Origin of the sequence: Sphaerochaeta sp., from assembly GCF_050178175.1 — a bacterium.
GTDB lineage: Bacteria > Spirochaetota > Spirochaetia > Sphaerochaetales > Sphaerochaetaceae > Sphaerochaeta.
On record NZ_JBFXGH010000043.1, the window covers coordinates 1 to 17,456 of the forward strand.

17 protein-coding genes and 1 pseudogene are annotated in these 17,456 nt (G+C 43.7%); 4 read left to right on the forward strand and 14 right to left on the reverse strand.

All coding sequences use genetic code 11. From position 1 onward, the window contains the following. From AB7S66_RS06520 to AB7S66_RS06570, 11 genes and pseudogenes are all read right to left on the reverse strand, one after another. A partial coding sequence (locus AB7S66_RS06520; RefSeq protein ID WP_428518645.1) for a lipopolysaccharide biosynthesis protein occupies positions 1-691 on the reverse strand: 691 nt, incomplete at its 3' end. A 32-nt stretch (positions 692-723) separates the two neighbouring features. Next, positions 724-2,820, reverse strand: coding sequence for an ATP-grasp fold amidoligase family protein (locus AB7S66_RS06525; RefSeq protein ID WP_428518646.1), 2,097 nt, complete (start codon positions 2,818-2,820; stop codon positions 724-726). 80 nt (positions 2,821-2,900) lie between these two features. Then, entirely contained in the window at positions 2,901-3,992 is a 1,092-nt protein-coding gene (locus AB7S66_RS06530) for a glycosyltransferase family 4 protein (RefSeq protein WP_428518647.1), read from the reverse strand. Between the two features lie 101 nt (positions 3,993-4,093). Then, the gene (locus AB7S66_RS06535; protein ID WP_428518648.1) at positions 4,094-5,158 is read right to left on the reverse strand and encodes an NAD-dependent epimerase/dehydratase family protein; all 1,065 of its coding nucleotides are present in this window, start codon (positions 5,156-5,158) and stop codon (positions 4,094-4,096) included. Beyond that, on the reverse strand, positions 5,145-5,858 hold the full coding sequence (locus AB7S66_RS06540; RefSeq protein WP_198892226.1) for an IspD/TarI family cytidylyltransferase: 714 nt from the start codon (positions 5,856-5,858) through the stop codon (positions 5,145-5,147). The genes AB7S66_RS06535 and AB7S66_RS06540 overlap by 14 nt, the downstream gene beginning before the upstream one ends. Before the next feature lie 15 nt (positions 5,859-5,873). Further along, entirely contained in the window at positions 5,874-6,674 is an 801-nt protein-coding gene (locus tag AB7S66_RS06545) for a LicD family protein (protein WP_428518649.1), read from the reverse strand. Positions 6,675-6,707: 33 nt separating this feature from the next. Further along, complete coding sequence (locus tag AB7S66_RS06550) at positions 6,708-7,526, reverse strand: lacto-N-biose phosphorylase central domain-containing protein (RefSeq protein WP_428518659.1); 819 nt, start codon at positions 7,524-7,526, stop codon at positions 6,708-6,710. Positions 7,527-7,532: 6 nt separating this feature from the next. Then, positions 7,533-8,855 (reverse strand): annotated as a pseudogene (locus AB7S66_RS06555) (1,3-beta-galactosyl-N-acetylhexosamine phosphorylase N-terminal domain-containing protein); the annotation flags it as partial. Between the two features lie 106 nt (positions 8,856-8,961). Continuing rightward, positions 8,962-9,879, reverse strand: a complete 918-nt coding sequence (locus AB7S66_RS06560) for an ATP-grasp fold amidoligase family protein (RefSeq protein ID WP_428518650.1) — start codon at positions 9,877-9,879, stop codon at positions 8,962-8,964. Then, on the reverse strand, positions 9,876-10,628 hold the full coding sequence (locus AB7S66_RS06565; RefSeq protein ID WP_428518651.1) for a riboflavin kinase: 753 nt from the start codon (positions 10,626-10,628) through the stop codon (positions 9,876-9,878). The genes AB7S66_RS06560 and AB7S66_RS06565 overlap by 4 nt, the downstream gene beginning before the upstream one ends. After that, positions 10,625-11,959 carry an APC family permease gene (locus AB7S66_RS06570; protein ID WP_428518652.1) on the reverse strand — a complete coding sequence of 445 codons (1,335 nt, stop codon included), beginning with the start codon at positions 11,957-11,959 and terminating at the stop codon, positions 10,625-10,627. Before AB7S66_RS06570 ends, AB7S66_RS06565 begins: the two co-directional genes overlap by 4 nt. 237 nt (positions 11,960-12,196) lie before the next feature. On the opposite strand from AB7S66_RS06570, the gene AB7S66_RS06575 reads away from it, so the two are divergent. The 3 genes from AB7S66_RS06575 to AB7S66_RS06585 all read left to right on the forward strand — a co-directional run bounded on the left by AB7S66_RS06575 (position 12,197) and on the right by AB7S66_RS06585 (position 13,673). Next, positions 12,197-12,409, forward strand: coding sequence for a helix-turn-helix transcriptional regulator (locus AB7S66_RS06575; protein ID WP_428518653.1), 213 nt, complete (start codon positions 12,197-12,199; stop codon positions 12,407-12,409). Further along, a complete protein-coding gene (locus tag AB7S66_RS06580) occupies positions 12,406-12,732 on the forward strand; it encodes a HipA N-terminal domain-containing protein (RefSeq protein WP_428518654.1) in 327 nt (108 codons plus the stop codon). The genes AB7S66_RS06575 and AB7S66_RS06580 overlap by 4 nt, the downstream gene beginning before the upstream one ends. Positions 12,733-12,824: 92 nt before the next feature. Further along, positions 12,825-13,673, forward strand: coding sequence for a HipA domain-containing protein (locus tag AB7S66_RS06585; protein WP_428518655.1), 849 nt, complete (start codon positions 12,825-12,827; stop codon positions 13,671-13,673). A gap of 27 nt (positions 13,674-13,700) precedes the next feature. Here the strand turns inward: AB7S66_RS06585 and AB7S66_RS06590 are convergent, their stop codons facing one another. Genes AB7S66_RS06590 through AB7S66_RS06600 form a run of 3 tightly spaced genes read right to left on the reverse strand, consistent with a single transcriptional unit; the run spans position 13,701 to position 16,717 of the window. Then, entirely contained in the window at positions 13,701-14,792 is a 1,092-nt protein-coding gene (locus tag AB7S66_RS06590; protein WP_428518656.1) for a plasmid pRiA4b ORF-3 family protein, read from the reverse strand. A gap of 36 nt (positions 14,793-14,828) precedes the next feature. Continuing rightward, positions 14,829-16,109: a hypothetical protein gene (locus tag AB7S66_RS06595; RefSeq protein WP_428518657.1), complete on the reverse strand. Its 1,281-nt coding sequence runs from the start codon at positions 16,107-16,109 to the stop codon at positions 14,829-14,831. Between the two features lie 8 nt (positions 16,110-16,117). Continuing rightward, complete coding sequence (locus AB7S66_RS06600) at positions 16,118-16,717, reverse strand: DUF7685 domain-containing protein (RefSeq protein ID WP_428518658.1); 600 nt, start codon at positions 16,715-16,717, stop codon at positions 16,118-16,120. Between the two features lie 272 nt (positions 16,718-16,989). Here AB7S66_RS06600 and AB7S66_RS06605 point away from each other — a divergent pair, with 272 nt between their 5' ends. Next, on the forward strand, positions 16,990-17,298 hold the full coding sequence (locus AB7S66_RS06605; RefSeq protein ID WP_428518660.1) for an AAA family ATPase: 309 nt from the start codon (positions 16,990-16,992) through the stop codon (positions 17,296-17,298). Positions 17,299-17,456: the final 158 nt, after the last annotated feature.

Below are 17,456 nucleotides of genomic sequence, written 5' to 3' on the forward strand. Positions count from 1 at the left end.
TGGATAGGTTATGAGGGATAATGGGAATTGAATAGTGGAGAGCCTCCCTCAGTAGTTGTTTATTGATGCAGAAGCAAAAGAGATGGTGTTTTCCAAGATCAAACAGCATCCAGACAATGGCTACTGCATTGGAGATCACCAAGGAAAGCAAGACTCCATTTGCACCAAATTTCAAAATGGCTACGAACAAGATATTCAAGGCAACCTGCAGAAAGAAATACGACAAGCTGGTAATTGCTGATTTCTTTGCAAGCTGCATTCCTTTCAGGATATCTTGATACATGGTATAGAGGCTGGTCCCGAGCAAGGCAACCAACCCTAACAGAACGGTTGGATAGAAAGGAATCCCCTGAAAAAATACTGCAAGCAAAAATTTCTGGAAGATTAGGAACATACCCAAAAAAACCAGACCTGAAAGAGCAACAAAACAAAGCATTGTTCCATAAAACTCTTTCAGACGTTGGCCATCACCCTTCAGATCAGCATAAAACCTAATAGTAGCCGAATACAAACTGAAGGCAATAAGATAGGTGGATACTTGGGTAAAGGAAGCAAGTAGATTCGTCACACCATAATCTTGTGGAGTAAGAAAGGCTGTATAGAGAGGCAACAGAAGGAAATTGAATGCCTTCAACAATAGATTATTGAATGTGTAGATGAGCGAATTACGTAATACCTTCTTGTGCGTCATGCCTTTCTATATCCTTACCAACCTAGAGGATTTCATTGCTCAATGGGCAGGTGAATCCATTCCCCCATGGCCAATGCAAACGATTCAGGTGAGAATGGAGTAAAACCACCACCTTTATAGAGTGTAATCTCACCAAAATAGATCTTTTGCTCTACCACAAAGAAGTCAATCTTTGCATGAATCATCCCTGCACTCAACTTCTTTGCCAAGGTAAGCATCTCATCTAGTTTCTTGGGTTTCTCAATCTTGATCTCCGGATGGGTGGGATAGTGAAACATTACATCAACATATTCCCACTCAGGGGTATAGATATTCCGCTTATGATCAGTGTATCGATCAAAATCCACCTGGATAAGCTTCGGCTCACCATGGAATACGTAGATTTTGTAGTCCTTGAGCTCATACCCCGACTCATCGACCAGATAGGGTTCACAGATTATCCTTGGCTCAACACCCTTGTAGGGCCACTCACGGTTATACCAGTAGTAGTTCTTTTGCAGCCACGTTTGCATCTGTCGAATGGCTTTCTCTCGGTCAAATGAGTGAGAATCTGTGCAGATCAATACATCACCAGAGGTGTGGTTTGCTTTCAAGACAAACTGTTCCGGCAATTCCTCCCAACGAATTTCATCAACCGAACGATAGACTCCAATATGTGGTACCAGATACTGCTCACCGATACTCTTCTTGATGTAGGAGCGGACAGCCACCTTGTCAACAAGTTGTGTATAGAGTGGGTTCCTATCATTGAGTTTGAGCCATTGTATTTTTTCATTGTAGGAAGCAGGATGCTTTAGATTCAGCTTCTTCTTGGCAACAGCCCAATATTTCAAGGAGACAAAGACAGAGTCTGGAAGCAATCGACAGACTCTCCATTTCAATACATGCACAAGGATCAATCGCGGATCCCGTATCCATTGCACAATCTTGCGGAATATGGTCACCAGATCAATCCCTGCCTGATCATCCTGACGGGCAATACCAACATAGCAGAAGGCGTAGAGAATATGACTGAATTCACTGTAGAGACGAACACGACCAATATCATCAACAAGGAAAACCAGGATGATGGTCATGGACAGAATCAGTGATTTTCTCTTTCTCCTTTGCAAAAACATGGTAAATCCCTTTATCAGGATCCCAAGGGGCAATGCATAGTACCAAAGGAATCCAACCAACCCTAGAGAGACCAAGATTTCGATGTAGTTGTTATGCGAGTAGAAGCCAAACCCAGCTACATCAGTAAATGCACCCAAGCCCCATCCGAAGAGGGGTTTCTGGAGGAACATATTCCACCCATAGGCAATCATCTCGAATCGAATGGACGTACTGCCATCTGTTTGTCCACCTGTAAAAAATGCAAGGAATGTTTCTATCCTGCTTCCAATTACTCTATATAAAGGGGCCCATGTAAGTGAGAGCACTACGATGCATCCTGCTACAAATGAGGCAATAAGGAGCGAAAGAAGTGCTCGCTTCATCGTTTTTTGACTAAAAAATACAATACCCATCAATCCAATTCCCAATACGGCAATAGCTTTTCGCGATCCAGAGAAAAGACTGAATACCATGAAGAGAGGAAACAATACCAAATACCAGAAACGTTTCTCTACCAAGGCAAAGTAAATGGCAAAAATACCGGCCACCGCAAAGGATAGCCCAAGATTATTTGCATTGACTGCAACCGTTGGTCCCAATCGATATGCAAGGAGCAATTCAAGCGGTGCAGAGAGGAGAATACGTATCATAAAGACAAGGAGCGCTACAATAAAGAACTTCAGGAATAGTACATAATTTCGTTCAGAGTCCCTCACATAGGGTGCGATGAGATTCCCGAAGACAATTACCTGTACCACAGGAAGAGCCCTCTCAAAAGCCATAGACTGATCTGTTGCATAGGATATGGAAAGAAAAGCCAGGAAAACCAAGCCAATTCCCCAAATTGTATAGAGAGTTAGTCGAGAGCGCTTGACCAAGAAGCGTATACCAAAGACCGATACAAACAGTAATTCGGTTGGAATGAATACGCTGCGAGCATCTGGACCATAGGCTATAAGAACTGAGAGAAATATGAGAAGCACCGCATCACATACGCTGTCAAACCAAGATTTTTTCTTGAGAATATTCATACCAACTCCCTCATCACCCTTCATACACGACGTTGATTATTGCAGGTATCCTATAAACCTGCAATAGAATAGAAAATACCCTATCTTTGGTAGGCTTCAATACAAGTAGTAATTGCATGCATCCACAACTTACAGATACGGTTACTATCCAAGGTCTCCCGAATTGCAACCGCTTGCTTTCCCATCCTTTTAGCTTCTTCCAGGTTATCGATGAAATAAAGCATCGCTTCGCACATTGCATCTGCGTTGTTGCGTGGAACAACAAGCCCATTTCTTTCATGCTCAACGATGGTTCCCCTTCCCTCACTATAGTCGGTGGTTATTACCGGCAATCCCATTGCCATTGCTTCAATCAAGGCATTAGGCATTCCCTCATAGAGGGAAGGGAGTACAAACATCTGTGCTTCTTGCAACTTTGTAAAAATGTGTTCTTCAATTCCAGGTAGAGATACCGAGTCTTGCAGGGACAAGGAATCAATCAAATGTTCAAGCTTCTCCCTCTCCTCTCCTTCCCCATATATTGCAAGGGTATAGTCTGGGTGCAATACATGTACCTTCTGGAAAGCTTCTATCAAGAGTGCATACTGTTTTTGTCGTGATAATCGTCCTGCACTCACTATTTTCTTCGATTCATTATATGTTTCTTTTGGCTGGGGCATTGCTTCCAGATACAGTGGATTTGGGATAATGACCCCTCTCCCTGCATCCCCATAGTAATACTCCTTGGCTCCAAGAGTTTGAAATATTGCGTTATCAGCGAGATGGCGGTATGCAAATTTAATGATTCGTTTCTCAATTTCCTTGAAAGCTATGGAAGTATTTGGGTCATTACGCTCAGACAAGAGTACAGGAACAGGAAGACCAATACATGCGTAAGCAGCTAATGTCCCACTGTATGACATCATACCCATTACCAAATCAGGCTTAAGCTCTGAAATGGTCTTCCTAATACTACGCATCAACGAAAAATCTCTGACTATTGCGCTCTTGTGGCCAGAAGCATCATACCAAATATAGCGGATATCTTCTGAGAGCGAGTATGCAGGTACAGTCTTTGTGAGCGAGATAATAGTCACATTCACATTCTGCTCGACAAAATAATTAGAAAGATAGGCAGTAACCCGCTCGGCACCACCAAAAGACATTCCCGTTATGACAATCGCAAGTTTCATTCTCTATCCCTACTCTTTTCCATAAAAGAAAAATTGTTGGCTTCCAGGCATGCTCTGCACCTCTTTTCTCTATCGCTTCTCTTCATGCAACATCAGAGCAATCAAATAAAGAATCCAGTATCAGATAGAATATCCAGTGTTCGCTCAATTCCTTTTTGTATGGGATATGCAGCAACATATCCAAGCCTCTGAATTTTTCCAGCATCAAGAATTGCTTTGGTGGCCTTTGAATACCCGGCTTTTTCGACCTCAGAAGGGAGATCAAACACTACACTGGTACCGCTATGGGAAGCTACCAAGGAGGCCAAGTCACGTAGTGTGCAGTCCGAGCTCGTATCGGCAACGTTGTATGCAGTCCCATCTTCTCCTGTATACAAGAGAAGCAGTAGCGCAAATACTGCATCAGAGACATAGGTGTATGAGTACAGCTGGTTTCCCTCACTTTTCAATACGATATCTTGCTTAGCCAGCCCATTCTTTAAAAATTGTGCAATTGCCTTTGAATCACGTTCAAGCATGGTAGGCCCATATACCCGGGAAAAACGGGCAATGACAATATCCAAATTACACTGTTTTCTATAAGCTTGACAGAGTGCTTCTCCTACACGTTTACTTTCAGGATACCCGGCGCGAAGCGTATTGGAATCAAGATAGCCAAGATATGATTCATCAAAAGCATCTACATCACCTCTATTCTCCCCATACACCTCAACACTTGATGCAAACAGAAAGCGCTCACACCCATTTTCAGCTGCCCAAGCAAGTAGATTATTGGTACCTGTTATATTGGTGAGGATAGTTCCAATCGGGTCAGTTGCATAGGCAACGGGGTGCGTATTGCTTGCTGCGTGAATAATATAGGAAGCATGTTTATCTATATGAATACCTGCATTGATATCTTGTGCATAAAAGGAGAAATACGGAGAAGCTGCATAGGACGAAAAACGTTTTTTTGCTTTCTCTGCATCTCTTCCCACTGCTAGAATATGGCACTGTAGGTCTGTCGCATCATTTTGCTTCATCAGCAAGTCTACAAGAAAACTGCCTATCATCCCTGTTGCCCCGACAATGAGTACTGTTTTTTTTCTAAGAAAACTCCAGTCATCCAAACGAGCAATTACTCCGTCCAAATCTGCTTGGTACAATGCGTGGTCAATCCATCTCATAACGTCCAACTTTTAAAAATGCCTTGAAAGTGTCCAGGTCTTCTTTCGTCGTGAGCTTTATGTTTTTCTCTGAACCTGCAGCAAAGTACAGTTTTTCACCCAAGTCCACCATCATGGTATTGGTATATGCCGACCCGTAGATGCCGATACCTTCAGAGAAAGCTTTCTGGTACGCCCACAACAGTTTACCAAACCTATAGGCCTGGGGGGTAGAAACTCTTCGAAGGGTCTCCCGAGGAATATACTCACAGGTTGAGATATCATCACATTTCTTAAAGATCTGTTCATTGTACGGCATCGAGCTCACTGCATTCCCATATTTCTTTCCTACAACTATTACATCGGAAAGCACACTGGCATCCACAAGTGGGCGAACTCCATCATGCACGATTACCAGATCATCATCCTTGCAGATCCCTTTCAGTGAAAATACCCCGTTTCTAATTGACTCCTGTCCACTGGATCCTCCGGTGACAACCCATTTCAGCTTATCAATCTGGTATTTTTTTGCATACGATTTCACTGTATCCTGCCAACCGTCTAGGCATACCACTTCAATTGCATCAATCTCAGGATGTGCTTGAAATGCTTCCAATGTGTAGATAATCACCGGTTTTTCATAGATGGTCACAAACTGTTTGGGAACATCCAAATTCATTCGATTTCCAGAACCCCCAGCTATTATCAAGGCAATATTCATGTACTCTCCCTTACATTACTCATTCCAGTACGCAACAAAGTCATGTTTGCTAACTCTTTTCTCTACTGGAGGTAGTTGCATATAATCTCCATAAAGAGAAGAGAGATACTCATGATAGCCTTTGGGTGCAGGAAATACAAGGTTTTCAAATTCTAGAGGGACAGATGAGGCAAAACAATCACTATCCAATATTTCACGTTCACCATATCCCCATACCATACATCCCATGCTATGGCTTATGAGATTTGAAGAGGAACGTGCGATGCGGTTTATCTTCCTTGCCAGCCAGTTTTCTGATAGGGGCAATACCATTAGTTTACCGGGAATCAAGAGGAAATTCCTGAGAAGACTCCAATGCTTGCCCAATCGAGACATCTTTACTTTGAGAAGTTGTTGGTACATTCGGGACTTCTGAACTTGCTTATGGATTTTTTTTGAATCGTCAGGTGCTACATCCAAAGGAAATATATCCACAAACACACCAAACTCAATGTCATGATTTTGTGCGCCCTCTTTTACAAAGGTTTTTGTATCATACACTTTTGCAAAAGGGAACCGACATCTTGGAGAAGTCTCCAAGGCATAAACAGCAAATTTCGGGGAAGAAAAATGCTTCACGAACACATCGTAATCAGATCTCGGCATCATAAGATCAATATCATCATCCCATGGAATGAATCCCTTATGACGAACAGCACCCAGTAAGGTTCCCCCAGAAAGAAAATAGGTAATCTGTCTTGAAGTGCAGAACTCATCAATCGCTGAGAGGATTTCCAGTTCACATGTTACCAATTCTTGATGAGTGAGATTCTTCACAGTATACATCCTTCATTAACAGCTTTAAGGTTCTCATAAATGAGCGCTCAAATCCAGTACCTTCAAAGAGAATCCTCCCAAGACCTCATCTATTTTCCCCTTTTCTGTCAGTATCCGCACATCCTCTTCTGACTCACTCCCATTGGCCAACAACAGAACCTGTGCCTCTGGATAGTAGGCACAGTCAACATGGGGATTGTCAGAAGTGTAGAGAGGCTCTGCTGCAAGATTTTGTTCAAGGATTGAACGTAGTGCGAAGGTATTCTCAGGAGAATATCTATACTCTGAAAGATAGATACCCTTACCCTGTCCAAACTTTCGCTCCGTGTATGTTGGCAATCCATCTTGTGATTGCAGCACTGTGGTATCACCATCGATTAGATAGATACCTTGCTTGGGTTGGATTTTTAATTGTGACTTGGAATCTTGTGCAACATCCACTTCCCACTGTCCATGACAGAGCCTCCTACCGTCATCATAATCAACACCGAGGACATGTGCCATTTTGAAGGAGTTATTGAGTGAGGACGGTGCATTGATTCCAAGGAAAGTACCTCCCTTCCAGACCCACTGAGCAAGTAACCTAACTGCCTCAGCATTATCCCAATGTGCTCCCCCACTCCAGCTACTGCCTTCAAAGCCTGCGTTGATTATGATATCAAGGGAATCAAGGGTTTCCTTGGTAACTTCATCAAAACTCAAGAACTCAACGGTATAGGGAAGACCAGAGATGCTTTCCAGTATGTTAATCAAATCCAAGTCGGGGTGTTCATGGTAGTGCCCGCCGCACGTCCAGGTTCTGAGCTTTCCCCAACTGCTGAGAATTCCAATCTTCAAGGCATCGGTATACACCTCTGAAACCTGATGTAGCTCCTTGATCTTCCTGAACTGGTCCGCTATGTCCGCTATGGTTTCCACAAAATCGGGAAAGCCTTCAGTCAGGTGCAAATACCCACCTAAGCCAATTCGGTCGATGGGAGCCCTAAGCATCGCTCTTCTGACGTTCACCCAGTACTTCTGTGCATCGAGCGCTGGATTGCCTCCCTCCTTGAAGGTAGGGGCTCCTCCGAGCCCCACAGGGAAGAGATAGGGATGCAACCTCAACTCATGAGTAAGTCCTCCTGGAACAGCATTACAGAGACGAACCTCGAAGCCGGAGAAGACACACTTTATGATTCCATCGAACCCGATTGTCTGGAAGGCCTCTGACTGTGGTTCCATTCCAACCCAGCTGTCATCATAAAATACATAGGCTTTTTTGCCATAGCTATGCACAATATCAACCAGCTCTTTGACATACGAGCAGACAAAAGAGTTGGTGAACCAGAGGTAGTCCATCATCCGTTTATTCCATGCAATATGGGAAGGATTGCGATTCCCATTGTTTATGAAATCCTCACCTGTGAGGCGATATCCATACTGTGCTTCAAACTGGTCCAAGGCAAGCGGACTGACCGTGAAGTCATAGGAAGCCCAGTCGGTGAAGAAATTCCGGTTTCGCTCATCACTTCCCCATATCCAAACAAAGTTGTAGAAGAGGGAGGTAAACCGCCTGACATCTGTCTCCGGGTGCTCCTCGCACCAGCGAACCAGATAGGAACGCAAATAGCTTTGGACCTCGGGGTACCGGGGGTCCAACTGCCTAAGTGGTTCGATTTTCCAGTTGTTGGTTACATGATTGTACATGTTTATCTCTTCCCAGATTCGGAAAGCAAGGAAGTTCACACTGTACTGATGAAAGGGTATGCAACCCTCAATGGTGACTGATTTGGTCGTAGCATTATACCGCCATGATGAAGCAAGAATCTCTTCTCCAGTTGTTCGGTCAAGTACCTGCCAGTACGGTAACGATGCTTCATTCACTTCAAACTACTTTGAGAAGTATCGTGAAAGCAACAAAATCTTCACTGTTTTGGAGGTACTTACTACCCGCTCACTCTCCAGAAAGGTTTGCTGTTGGAACTGTGGATGGGCTGTGGCAAACTCGTTGTGTTCACGAATGATGCAGATGGTGGAATATACATCCATGCCCGCTTCCTGCAACCGTGGAGAGAGCTTGGTTCCATCACAATCGCGAATGACATCAGCTCCCCACTTCTCCGCTAGAGAGAGAGAAAGTTCTTCATAGCCAGCTTCCCCTGGCATGGTAAATGACCCATGGGATTTCTTCGCTACGTCCATTTCTAATACCTCACCCTATGACGGTATCATGAGATGGGTGGCAAGTTCAGAAATGTCCATTTTTAATGCAATCGAATACCAATACACTCTACAGTGTATTGCTTAACTAAACTTGACTAAGATTAATCATGCTTCCTAAGTATTCATCGTCAGCAGTTTGTGCGAATAAAAGACAACCGCTTCCAGGGTATAATGTCAATTCGCCGAAATATATCGCATCTTCCGTTTGATACAAATCAACCCTTACATATGGGATACCCTTTGCCAGAACTCTACTTATTTCCAACATCTTTTCAAGATGTTTAGGTTTCTCTATACCTAGTGGATTACTGCCATGTCCTTTCCTCTCGATATGTAATTCATTCCATGCTGTATCATAATGATTAATGTTATAGGTGCTTGCTTTCCTGTTGCTCATAACTTGAATAACTCGAGGCTCCCCGTGAAAACATGAAATCTTATAGTCTTTCAATTCATAACCTGATTCATCTACAAGATATTTTTCGCAAATAACCTTTGGTTCGATATTTTTATAGGGCCACTCTCTTGTATGCCAATAAAAATTTTTTTTCAGGGCGCGATGTAATATTTTTTTTGTTGCTGGAATATCCAATTTTTCCTTATCTTTACAGACAATGACTCCCCCTGAGTCATGAGTACATTTCAACACAAATGTATTAGGCAAAGTTTGGAAAGGAATAGATTCCACATCATTGTATACCCCGATAAGAGGTATTAAATAGTGGGAACCTATTGTCGCTGAAACATATTCACGAACAGCGTATTTATCAACAAATTTTTGATACTCAGGATTGTGATCATGCAACTTCAACCATTGTATTTTTTCATTAAATGTATTCGGATTACTTAGGTCGAGATAGTTCCCTGTTTTACTCTTATATCGCCAAGCAACGCAGGTTTCATCTGAAAGAAACCGTACCAAATTTGTTCTCAAAATGAACAATTGAGGATTTCTTACAATCTTGATTAGTTTCTTACCAAGCTTATTCCACATATTGCTCATTCCAGCCCCTTCTCCACCACGAACAACACATCCTTGTCCACCTGTTCCCTGACAGCCTGAAGACTCTCGAACTTGGTGATGGGACGAATGAAGTTCTTGATCTCCATGGTTATAACCTGACCATAGAGGTCACGGTTGAAATAAAGAAGGAAGGTCTCAATGGTAATAGTAGGATAATCATCTACGGTTGGCCGGGGACCGATGCTCGTAACACCAAGGTATCTTACCCCATCTACGATGGTGATGGTTCCATACACCCCATGACGGGGAATAAGCTTATTTGAAGCTATCTTGAGGTTGACCGTAGGCATTCCCACCGTTCTTCCCAGCTGTCTTCCGTAGACCACTTCCCCTGTCATGGTGTAGGGATGCCCTAGCATCTCTTCAGCCTCTTCAATCTCTCCCCTGAGCAGTGTATCGGTAATGCGGTCAGCAGTAATTGGTTCACCCTTGTACAGTACAGGTTTGATAAGATCAAGTTTCTCATTGTGCTCCTTAAGTGAGGCAAGTCCCGGATGGTGGCTTCCCACAATCACGGAATCGAAACCCTTGGTTTCCAGACGCTTATCAACATGAATAATGCTACACGCCTGACCTGCATACTCCCTGATCAAGGCATCACGCTCTTCATCAGTGGTAAGCACTGCTTGACCGGTAACCGGCTGGATATATATTTTCTCTGGCTTGTGGGCAAGGATGGCTTGGTGCCCACGATGGACTCCATCAAAATGCCCGAATGCTACACTCATACCTGTCTCCTCGGCCTTCGGTAGAACAGAAGCCCAATTACATAGTAGATGACCGTTGCCAACCAAAGCTGCCATCCACCTTGTATGACACTCGGCACATAGCTGGCAACCAACACTACCAGTGTCAGGATGGGAAGGATATTCCCGCCGGGGGCGTGGAAAAAACCTGCTTCCTTGATAGGATGCTGCTTTCTTGAAGCAATGACCGTTACACAGACGATTGCCACCACGATGACATTACAAAGAGCTCCTAGGTTGATCAGAAGATTGGTAAGTTGGGGGAAGGCGGCAAAGAAACCGGTTACGAGCACTACTACTGCCGTTGCTGTCAGTGGGGCACCATTTTTCTTACCTGTTCTTGCAAGAAAATGAGGAAGCGCACCCTTCTCTGCCGTTGCTTGCAGGGTATGACTTGCAAGGGCCATGGTTACAATCATGGTAGTAAGCAGTGCCAGTACCGCTGAAATGGAGATCAGAGGAGTCAGGAAGGGTAAACCAGGAAGACTGAATGCAGCAGCGTAGAGAGGAATGTAGCGCATCCCCTCATTCTCTTGCAGGTAGGATGAAGATACCAATCCCAAGGTTGCCACCAGCACTACCAAGTAGAGCACCAGGACAACGGCCATGGCAATGGCCATCGCCTTTGGAACAGTCCGGTTCGGTTTCTCTACTTCCCCAACCAGGAATGACAGGGCAACAATAGCCCCATAGGCTACCATGGCAAGCGGAAGTGCGTCCAAGAATCCTGTAACGCCACCGGTCCCCTGTGTAAAGAAGGGGGTAAATTGGGAAGCATCCCAGCTTCCACTGGAAAAGACTGAAATGGAGAAGATCAGCAAGGTGAGTCCAAGGAAAAGGGTAAGCACGGTAGTAGCTTTTCCGGTGATACGGAAACGTACTGCGTTCAGCACTCCACTAAAAAGTACGGCAGCAATACCAAGGGGAACCTGCCAGGAACCCATGACGGGAAATGCAACAGAGAGGTAAATACCAATATAGATAGCTGAGAAGGCAGCTCCTGCAATACACCCAAAGAGGTAAGCCCACGCTGAAATCCATCCCCATAGATTGCCTTGCTCCCTTGTTTTGCCCAAGAGTAAGGCTGGAAATGCGAAGACCCCTCCGCTTTGGGGATAGCGTGAGGCAAGCTCTGCTGTCTGCAGGCCATAGGCAAGCAGGATGAGCGCGCCAAGAATCCAGGAGATGATCGCCGACGGACCTGCACTCAAGATAGTCATTCCAGAAAGAGAGAAGATGGCACTGCCGATCATCCCCCCGATCAAGAGGTGTACACTGTCAAAGGTTCCTAGTTTCTTCTGCTTTGTTGCCACAATAATGCCTCCAACGAAGTCAATCATACCGTGGTAGCAAACTCATGTGCAAGGAAGCAAGCCCTCTAGGGAGAGAAATCCTAGATAAATACTTGGCAGATAGAAAGACCAGATATACTATTCATATTATACCCGTTCGGGTATATTATTAATCAATAAAGCATATTTTATACCCGTTCGGTGATAATTTTAAAAAATTCTTCTTGAAATATACCCGTTCGGGTATATAGTATTATTATGAACGTAATTGGAATGTTTATTCGAGATCAAAGAAAACGTGCAGGACTCACCCAGGAGGAGTTTGCACTCCGCTCTGGGTTGGGACTTCGTTTCATCCGTGAACTGGAACAGGGCAAACAAACCGTTCGTTTGGATAAAGTGAATCAGGCACTCAAAATGTTTGGTCATATTGCGGGACCAGTTCCCATGGATGGAGAGTACAAACCATGAAAAGTACACGCCAAGGACGAGTATTTGTGAGAAACATCCTAGCAGGAATTATTGCACAAACTGATGAAGGCTATCAGTTCACCTATGATCCTATGTATCTACAAACCCCTGGAAGTGTACCCATCAGCCTTACCATGCCTCTTCAGGAAGCTCCCTATCAAAGCACAACGTTCTTCCCCTTCTTTGATGGCCTCATCCCAGAAGGCTGGCTCTTGGAGCAAGCATGCCGTAATTGGAAACTGGACAGGAGAGACAGGATGGGATTGTTGCTCCATGTATGTCGTGATTGTGTTGGCTTTGTATCAGTTGAGGAGGTATTGTGAAACGTTGTCTCTATTGTGGGCGGATTTTAGATGAGCCTCATATGCATGGATGGCACCAGAGATGTATCCGTTCTTTCTTTGGGACGAAAGAAATGCCGATATTAGATATTGACGAAGCAAATCTAGGCCTACACGCAACACATAGTGGCTATACAGTCCCTGGAGTACAGAAAAAGTTGTCCCTCTCTCTCGACCATACGAAACAGGCAGACCGTCTCACATTGGTTGGAAAACCTCCTGGTTACATTGTAAAACTGCAAACTGAGGCATATGAAGCACTGCCAGAGTTGGAACATGTGGTCATGCATATGGCAAAGATTGCCAAGATTGCTACCGTTCCGAATGCACTTATCCAATTAAATGATGGTTCATTGGCCTATATTGCAAAACGAATTGACCGAATTTTCAAAAAAGATCGTGTAATACAACTTCCAATGGAAGACTTTTGTCAGCTCACTGGTCGATTAACCGAAGATAAGTATCAGGGTTCTTATGAGCAGTGCGGAACTATCATTCGCACATACTCCAGGCAACATATGCTTGACCTCACGAACTTCTGGTATGTTTTAGTATTCTGCTTCATCACGGGAAACTCTGACATGCATCTCAAGAATTTCTCACTCTATGCCCCCGTTAATGAACACTTTCAGCTCACCCCTGCGTATGATTTACTACCGGTACAACTCATCCTGCCTGAAGATACTCAGGAGATGGCATTAACACTCAGGGGAAAAAAATCACGACTAAAGCGAGCAGATTTCTTAGGTCTTGCAAAGCATCTGGAGATACCTGAACAGGTTGCTGTTCGACTTATCAAGCGGATTTCTGGTTTATTTCCTCAGTGGGAGGCACTCATTAGTGAAAGCTGTATGCCTAACCATTTGAAACCAGCGTTAACGGAACTAGTGAAGACAAGAATCGATAGGATTACTACAGAATAGCGATGCTTCTCTCATACTCTCACCCTTCTACCAGAATCGTAGACGTCTATTCACATGCTCCAAGTCGAACAATTGATGATGACTTCCTCTATACCATTCCATCATGCCTTTATATTCAGGATCTTCTGGGTTGCTAAGAATTCTCAACAACTCAGCATATCCATACCGCCCCCCTACATCCTCTGGTGGGGCTTCCCCCTCCCAGTCCAGACACACTGGATGATTCTTATCGTAGTCATCAATAATTTCATGGAGACGGATATGGGCTATCCAAAAATCCCCAAAGTCATAGTTGTAGATAATTTCCCTGTACTGGGGGAATATTTCATGGAGGAATACCAAGCTGTCATCCTTTGTCGTTTCCCCTTCCTCTTCAAACTCCCTTGGGAAACCGGTCAATGTATATTTCAGTCTTCCATTGGGATGTCGCTCTATCCAGAAATCATGCAGGTGGTGATTCCACCAGCCAAGCAGTGTCTGCAATATATCGTGGAACTCTCGGAATGTACAATTGAGGGGCACGACTACACGACGACGACAGGTACTGTCCAGCTCCAGATCTATGTCAAAGACAGCAGCCTTGCATCGAAAGAGAGGTTGCCCATATTTCCGCTCAATATCACTGGAGAATTTTTCGGAAATATTAACATAGTCGCTTCCGTCTATGGTCTTTACAGTAAGATAGTCCATATTGAGATGTCGGATCATCTGCTTTTGCAGTAATACTTCGGTTGAGTACCGGTCAAAAAAGAAGTGGGTACGAGCACAGACATTGTTCAGCCCTGCAACCACCGAACGATTTGCAGTCTTACTAAACGTGATACCTTCTCCACAATCCTGCAGGTACTGATCGATGATAGTCGGAGTGAAACACATGGTATCAAGGCAGGCTCTCACGCCCTCAAGGATCAAAGTCTCGATGTTCTTTACATCGTCTCGATTGATGCCGTAGAGAATGAACGCATAGCGGGAGGCATCATTGCTAACCACAATCGTTCTCCTATGGTTTACCATGATCATATTGGCACTCCACGAGAAGAGTGGATCAATTGCTGTATCTGCAGCTCCAGCCTGTATCCTCAGGTAATCCAAGAGCTTTTTGGTACATCCAATCTGCATCTAGTTACCTTCTCCTTTCTCTTTTTCCATATATACCTACAACAAACCAGCTTTCCTAAGCTCTTGTTTCAGCATCATTTTTCTGGGATATTGCTCTAACAAGACATCGATGCAATGTTGCATCTCTTTTTCTCCACCAATGGATTTCAGTACTTGCAGTGTATTGGCAAGCTCGGTAAATGCATATCGTGAACTTTCTTCACTCACCATATGAAGACTCTGCTGAACAAGGAGTTCCTTCAACTCGGCAGTATATGTTGGGACCAAATACTCATAATAACGAAGGGATTCTTTGGGAAATTGTTTCACATACCATAGCATTCTCTCATAGTTGCCTTCCTCGATCAGAAGCTCAGGCAGAAAGCGTACTACATGCAATGATTTCCCTTCCATCGCATCGCAGAGCAACTCAAGGGTAGTTTTCCAGGAGTCTGGCGTGCTGAGTGCCTTGAGTTCAGTGACATAATACGATTCACCTTTTGCAATCAAGTCAAAAGCAGCATCAAGTGCACCCTGACGATTCCCCATCTCCTTAAAGAGTCTGAAAAGATACCCTGAGAATATATGACTGTATTTGAATCGTTTATTTGCTTCCTGAGCCAACTCAATTGCTTCATTCTTGCGCTCTTCCTGTAATGCCTTTTCAATGGAAAGCTTCCAGAATTCCGGCTTATATCCATGATCCAATAGATATTGGAGTCGCTCTTCCTTGCTCGCTGTACGAATGAGAAGGAGAAAAGTAAGGGCCTCTACTTCACTCCCCTCCTCTACAATCATCTCACGAAGCTGCTGTACTTGTTTGTTATCAGTTACCATGCCGATCATTAATCGTATTCTGATTGGCGTCAGATTGTCATAATCCGAGAGAAGAGCATAGAGTGATTGCTTCTTTGGCAAAGGGATAACAGCATCAGCTATCGTATTACAGCATTGCTTCAGCCTCTCATAGAGCATTTCGTATTGGTAATCCATATGCTGTAGCTGCGGAAGAGTCTCGTCCAACAAGAGACAGAGTTGGATTGCGTAGGAAAACTGCGTGTGTGCAATGGCTACCTCGATGTCATGGAAGTAGCTGTCAAGGAATTGCTCGCTTTCCTGGCTAAGGCCAAGATCACCATAGCTGTCATACTCAAGATCAGTGAGGGATTCTTGTAATAAATTACGTATCACATCAACATTCGGCGAGATTGGTTCCTCACCAAATGCAATATGCAAACGTCTTGCAAAAGAAGCATCTTTTTCAGCTTCCTGCAGGAGAAAATCAATCAAGGAATCCTTGCTGGATCCCTGCAGGAGCGTCAGTAGAGAGTTACCCATCTGAAAACCTATTCATTATTTTCATCAGCTATGTTTGGTATTAAATGCTCTTCCTTGCCAAACCACTGAGCCTCCAAAGATGGCAATCTGGGTTCCGCAATATAGAGTAGATTTGAACCACGGTAGTTCTCCAGAAAATCCAGGAACTCCTCTGAATCATACCTTTTACCGTCAATGATGAACGCCAAATCATCGTACGTATCCTCATCATACTCAACGCCTATTACTCCTTTGGGTGATAGAAAATCATCCTCCAACATGGTGGGGGGAATTAACAACTTGGCAATTCGTTGTTTCAGTTCTTCCATGGCAAGCTTTGCATCCAGCTCAAAAGGTGCATTGAAGGAAATTGTTTGCAAGGCATCCTGTCTCCCCTTGTAGGCATAATAAATAACACCATCATGATAAACCTCTGCCTTTACCTTGAAACGCTGTCCATCCACTGTAATGGTCTTTGGATGAGCATATTTGGTAACATCCAACCCCATTCGTTCACAGAGATAGGCATTATAACAATCCCAACAGAGATGCAACACCGTTTTATCAGCTTTCTCAATATGGTGGTCCGCTTCCTGAGTACATCGGTCACATGTATGTAGTAACATCATTTCTGGTTCCCCCTTAGGCAAAGCATAGAGAAAACCATGTAATGTGGCAAGAAAAAGCTACGAATCATTATGCTTTTTTACTCTTGTATGTAAGCAAGGCAATCATAGATATTGATGCACCGCAAAAGTAATACCAGTAGAACATACGATACCCACAGGATCCCATACCAAGGATGATTTACCATTATATATTCTCTACTGATTAAACTCCTTATTGTAATTTGCAATCGATTAAAGAAAAACAAACCATCAGTTTCTTGACAAACAAGAAAATGCATAGTGGAGCAGAATCATATATATGTACCCAAGTCACAGATGCTGTACAACTTCTAAAATTCTGTGTCTTATATGGGTATAATGCTTCTGGTAAATCAAACCTTTTACTTGCTCTTGATTTTCTAAGAGACATTGTAATTTCCGGTCCTAAAACAAAGGAACAGATAACTGGATATCAACCATTTGCACTTGATGATAGTTATAGAAACCAGCCGGGGTCCTTCTTTCTCATATTTTATATTGATGGTGTTCGATACGAATATTCAGTTACTCAAATTCCCGTCTCAGTTATAACTAGGATTTGAATAATTCTTTTAAATAGTTGCAGATAATTTCGAAAAGTACGTGACAAAAGCATCTATCATAGATATAATTATATCTATGATAGATACCAATGCAAAACCGAAGAAAATCATCCGCGTCACCAACAAGAAGAACGGTGTCACCTACCTCTACGAGGACC

What these genes read in the sequence shown, in the direction of transcription:
- AB7S66_RS06525 (WP_428518646.1), bottom strand. Translation starts at nt 2,820, where the DNA reads ATGAATATTCTCAAGAAAAAATCTTGGTTTGACAGCGTATGTGATGCG.
- AB7S66_RS06530 (WP_428518647.1), bottom strand. Translation starts at nt 3,992, where the DNA reads ATGAAACTTGCGATTGTCATAACGGGAATGTCTTTTGGTGGTGCCGAG.
- AB7S66_RS06535 (WP_428518648.1), bottom strand. Translation starts at nt 5,158, where the DNA reads ATGAGATGGATTGACCACGCATTGTACCAAGCAGATTTGGACGGAGTA.
- AB7S66_RS06540 (WP_198892226.1), bottom strand. Translation starts at nt 5,858, where the DNA reads ATGAATATTGCCTTGATAATAGCTGGGGGTTCTGGAAATCGAATGAAT.
- AB7S66_RS06560 (WP_428518650.1), bottom strand. Translation starts at nt 9,879, where the DNA reads ATGAGCAATATGTGGAATAAGCTTGGTAAGAAACTAATCAAGATTGTA.
- AB7S66_RS06565 (WP_428518651.1), bottom strand. Translation starts at nt 10,628, where the DNA reads ATGAGTGTAGCATTCGGGCATTTTGATGGAGTCCATCGTGGGCACCAA.
- AB7S66_RS06575 (WP_428518653.1), top strand. Translation starts at nt 12,197, where the DNA reads ATGAACGTAATTGGAATGTTTATTCGAGATCAAAGAAAACGTGCAGGA.
- AB7S66_RS06580 (WP_428518654.1), top strand. Translation starts at nt 12,406, where the DNA reads ATGAAAAGTACACGCCAAGGACGAGTATTTGTGAGAAACATCCTAGCA.
- AB7S66_RS06585 (WP_428518655.1), top strand. Translation starts at nt 12,825, where the DNA reads ATGCCGATATTAGATATTGACGAAGCAAATCTAGGCCTACACGCAACA.
- AB7S66_RS06590 (WP_428518656.1), bottom strand. Translation starts at nt 14,792, where the DNA reads ATGCAGATTGGATGTACCAAAAAGCTCTTGGATTACCTGAGGATACAG.
- AB7S66_RS06595 (WP_428518657.1), bottom strand. Translation starts at nt 16,109, where the DNA reads ATGGGTAACTCTCTACTGACGCTCCTGCAGGGATCCAGCAAGGATTCC.
- AB7S66_RS06600 (WP_428518658.1), bottom strand. Translation starts at nt 16,717, where the DNA reads ATGATGTTACTACATACATGTGACCGATGTACTCAGGAAGCGGACCAC.
- AB7S66_RS06605 (WP_428518660.1), top strand. Translation starts at nt 16,990, where the DNA reads ATGCATAGTGGAGCAGAATCATATATATGTACCCAAGTCACAGATGCT.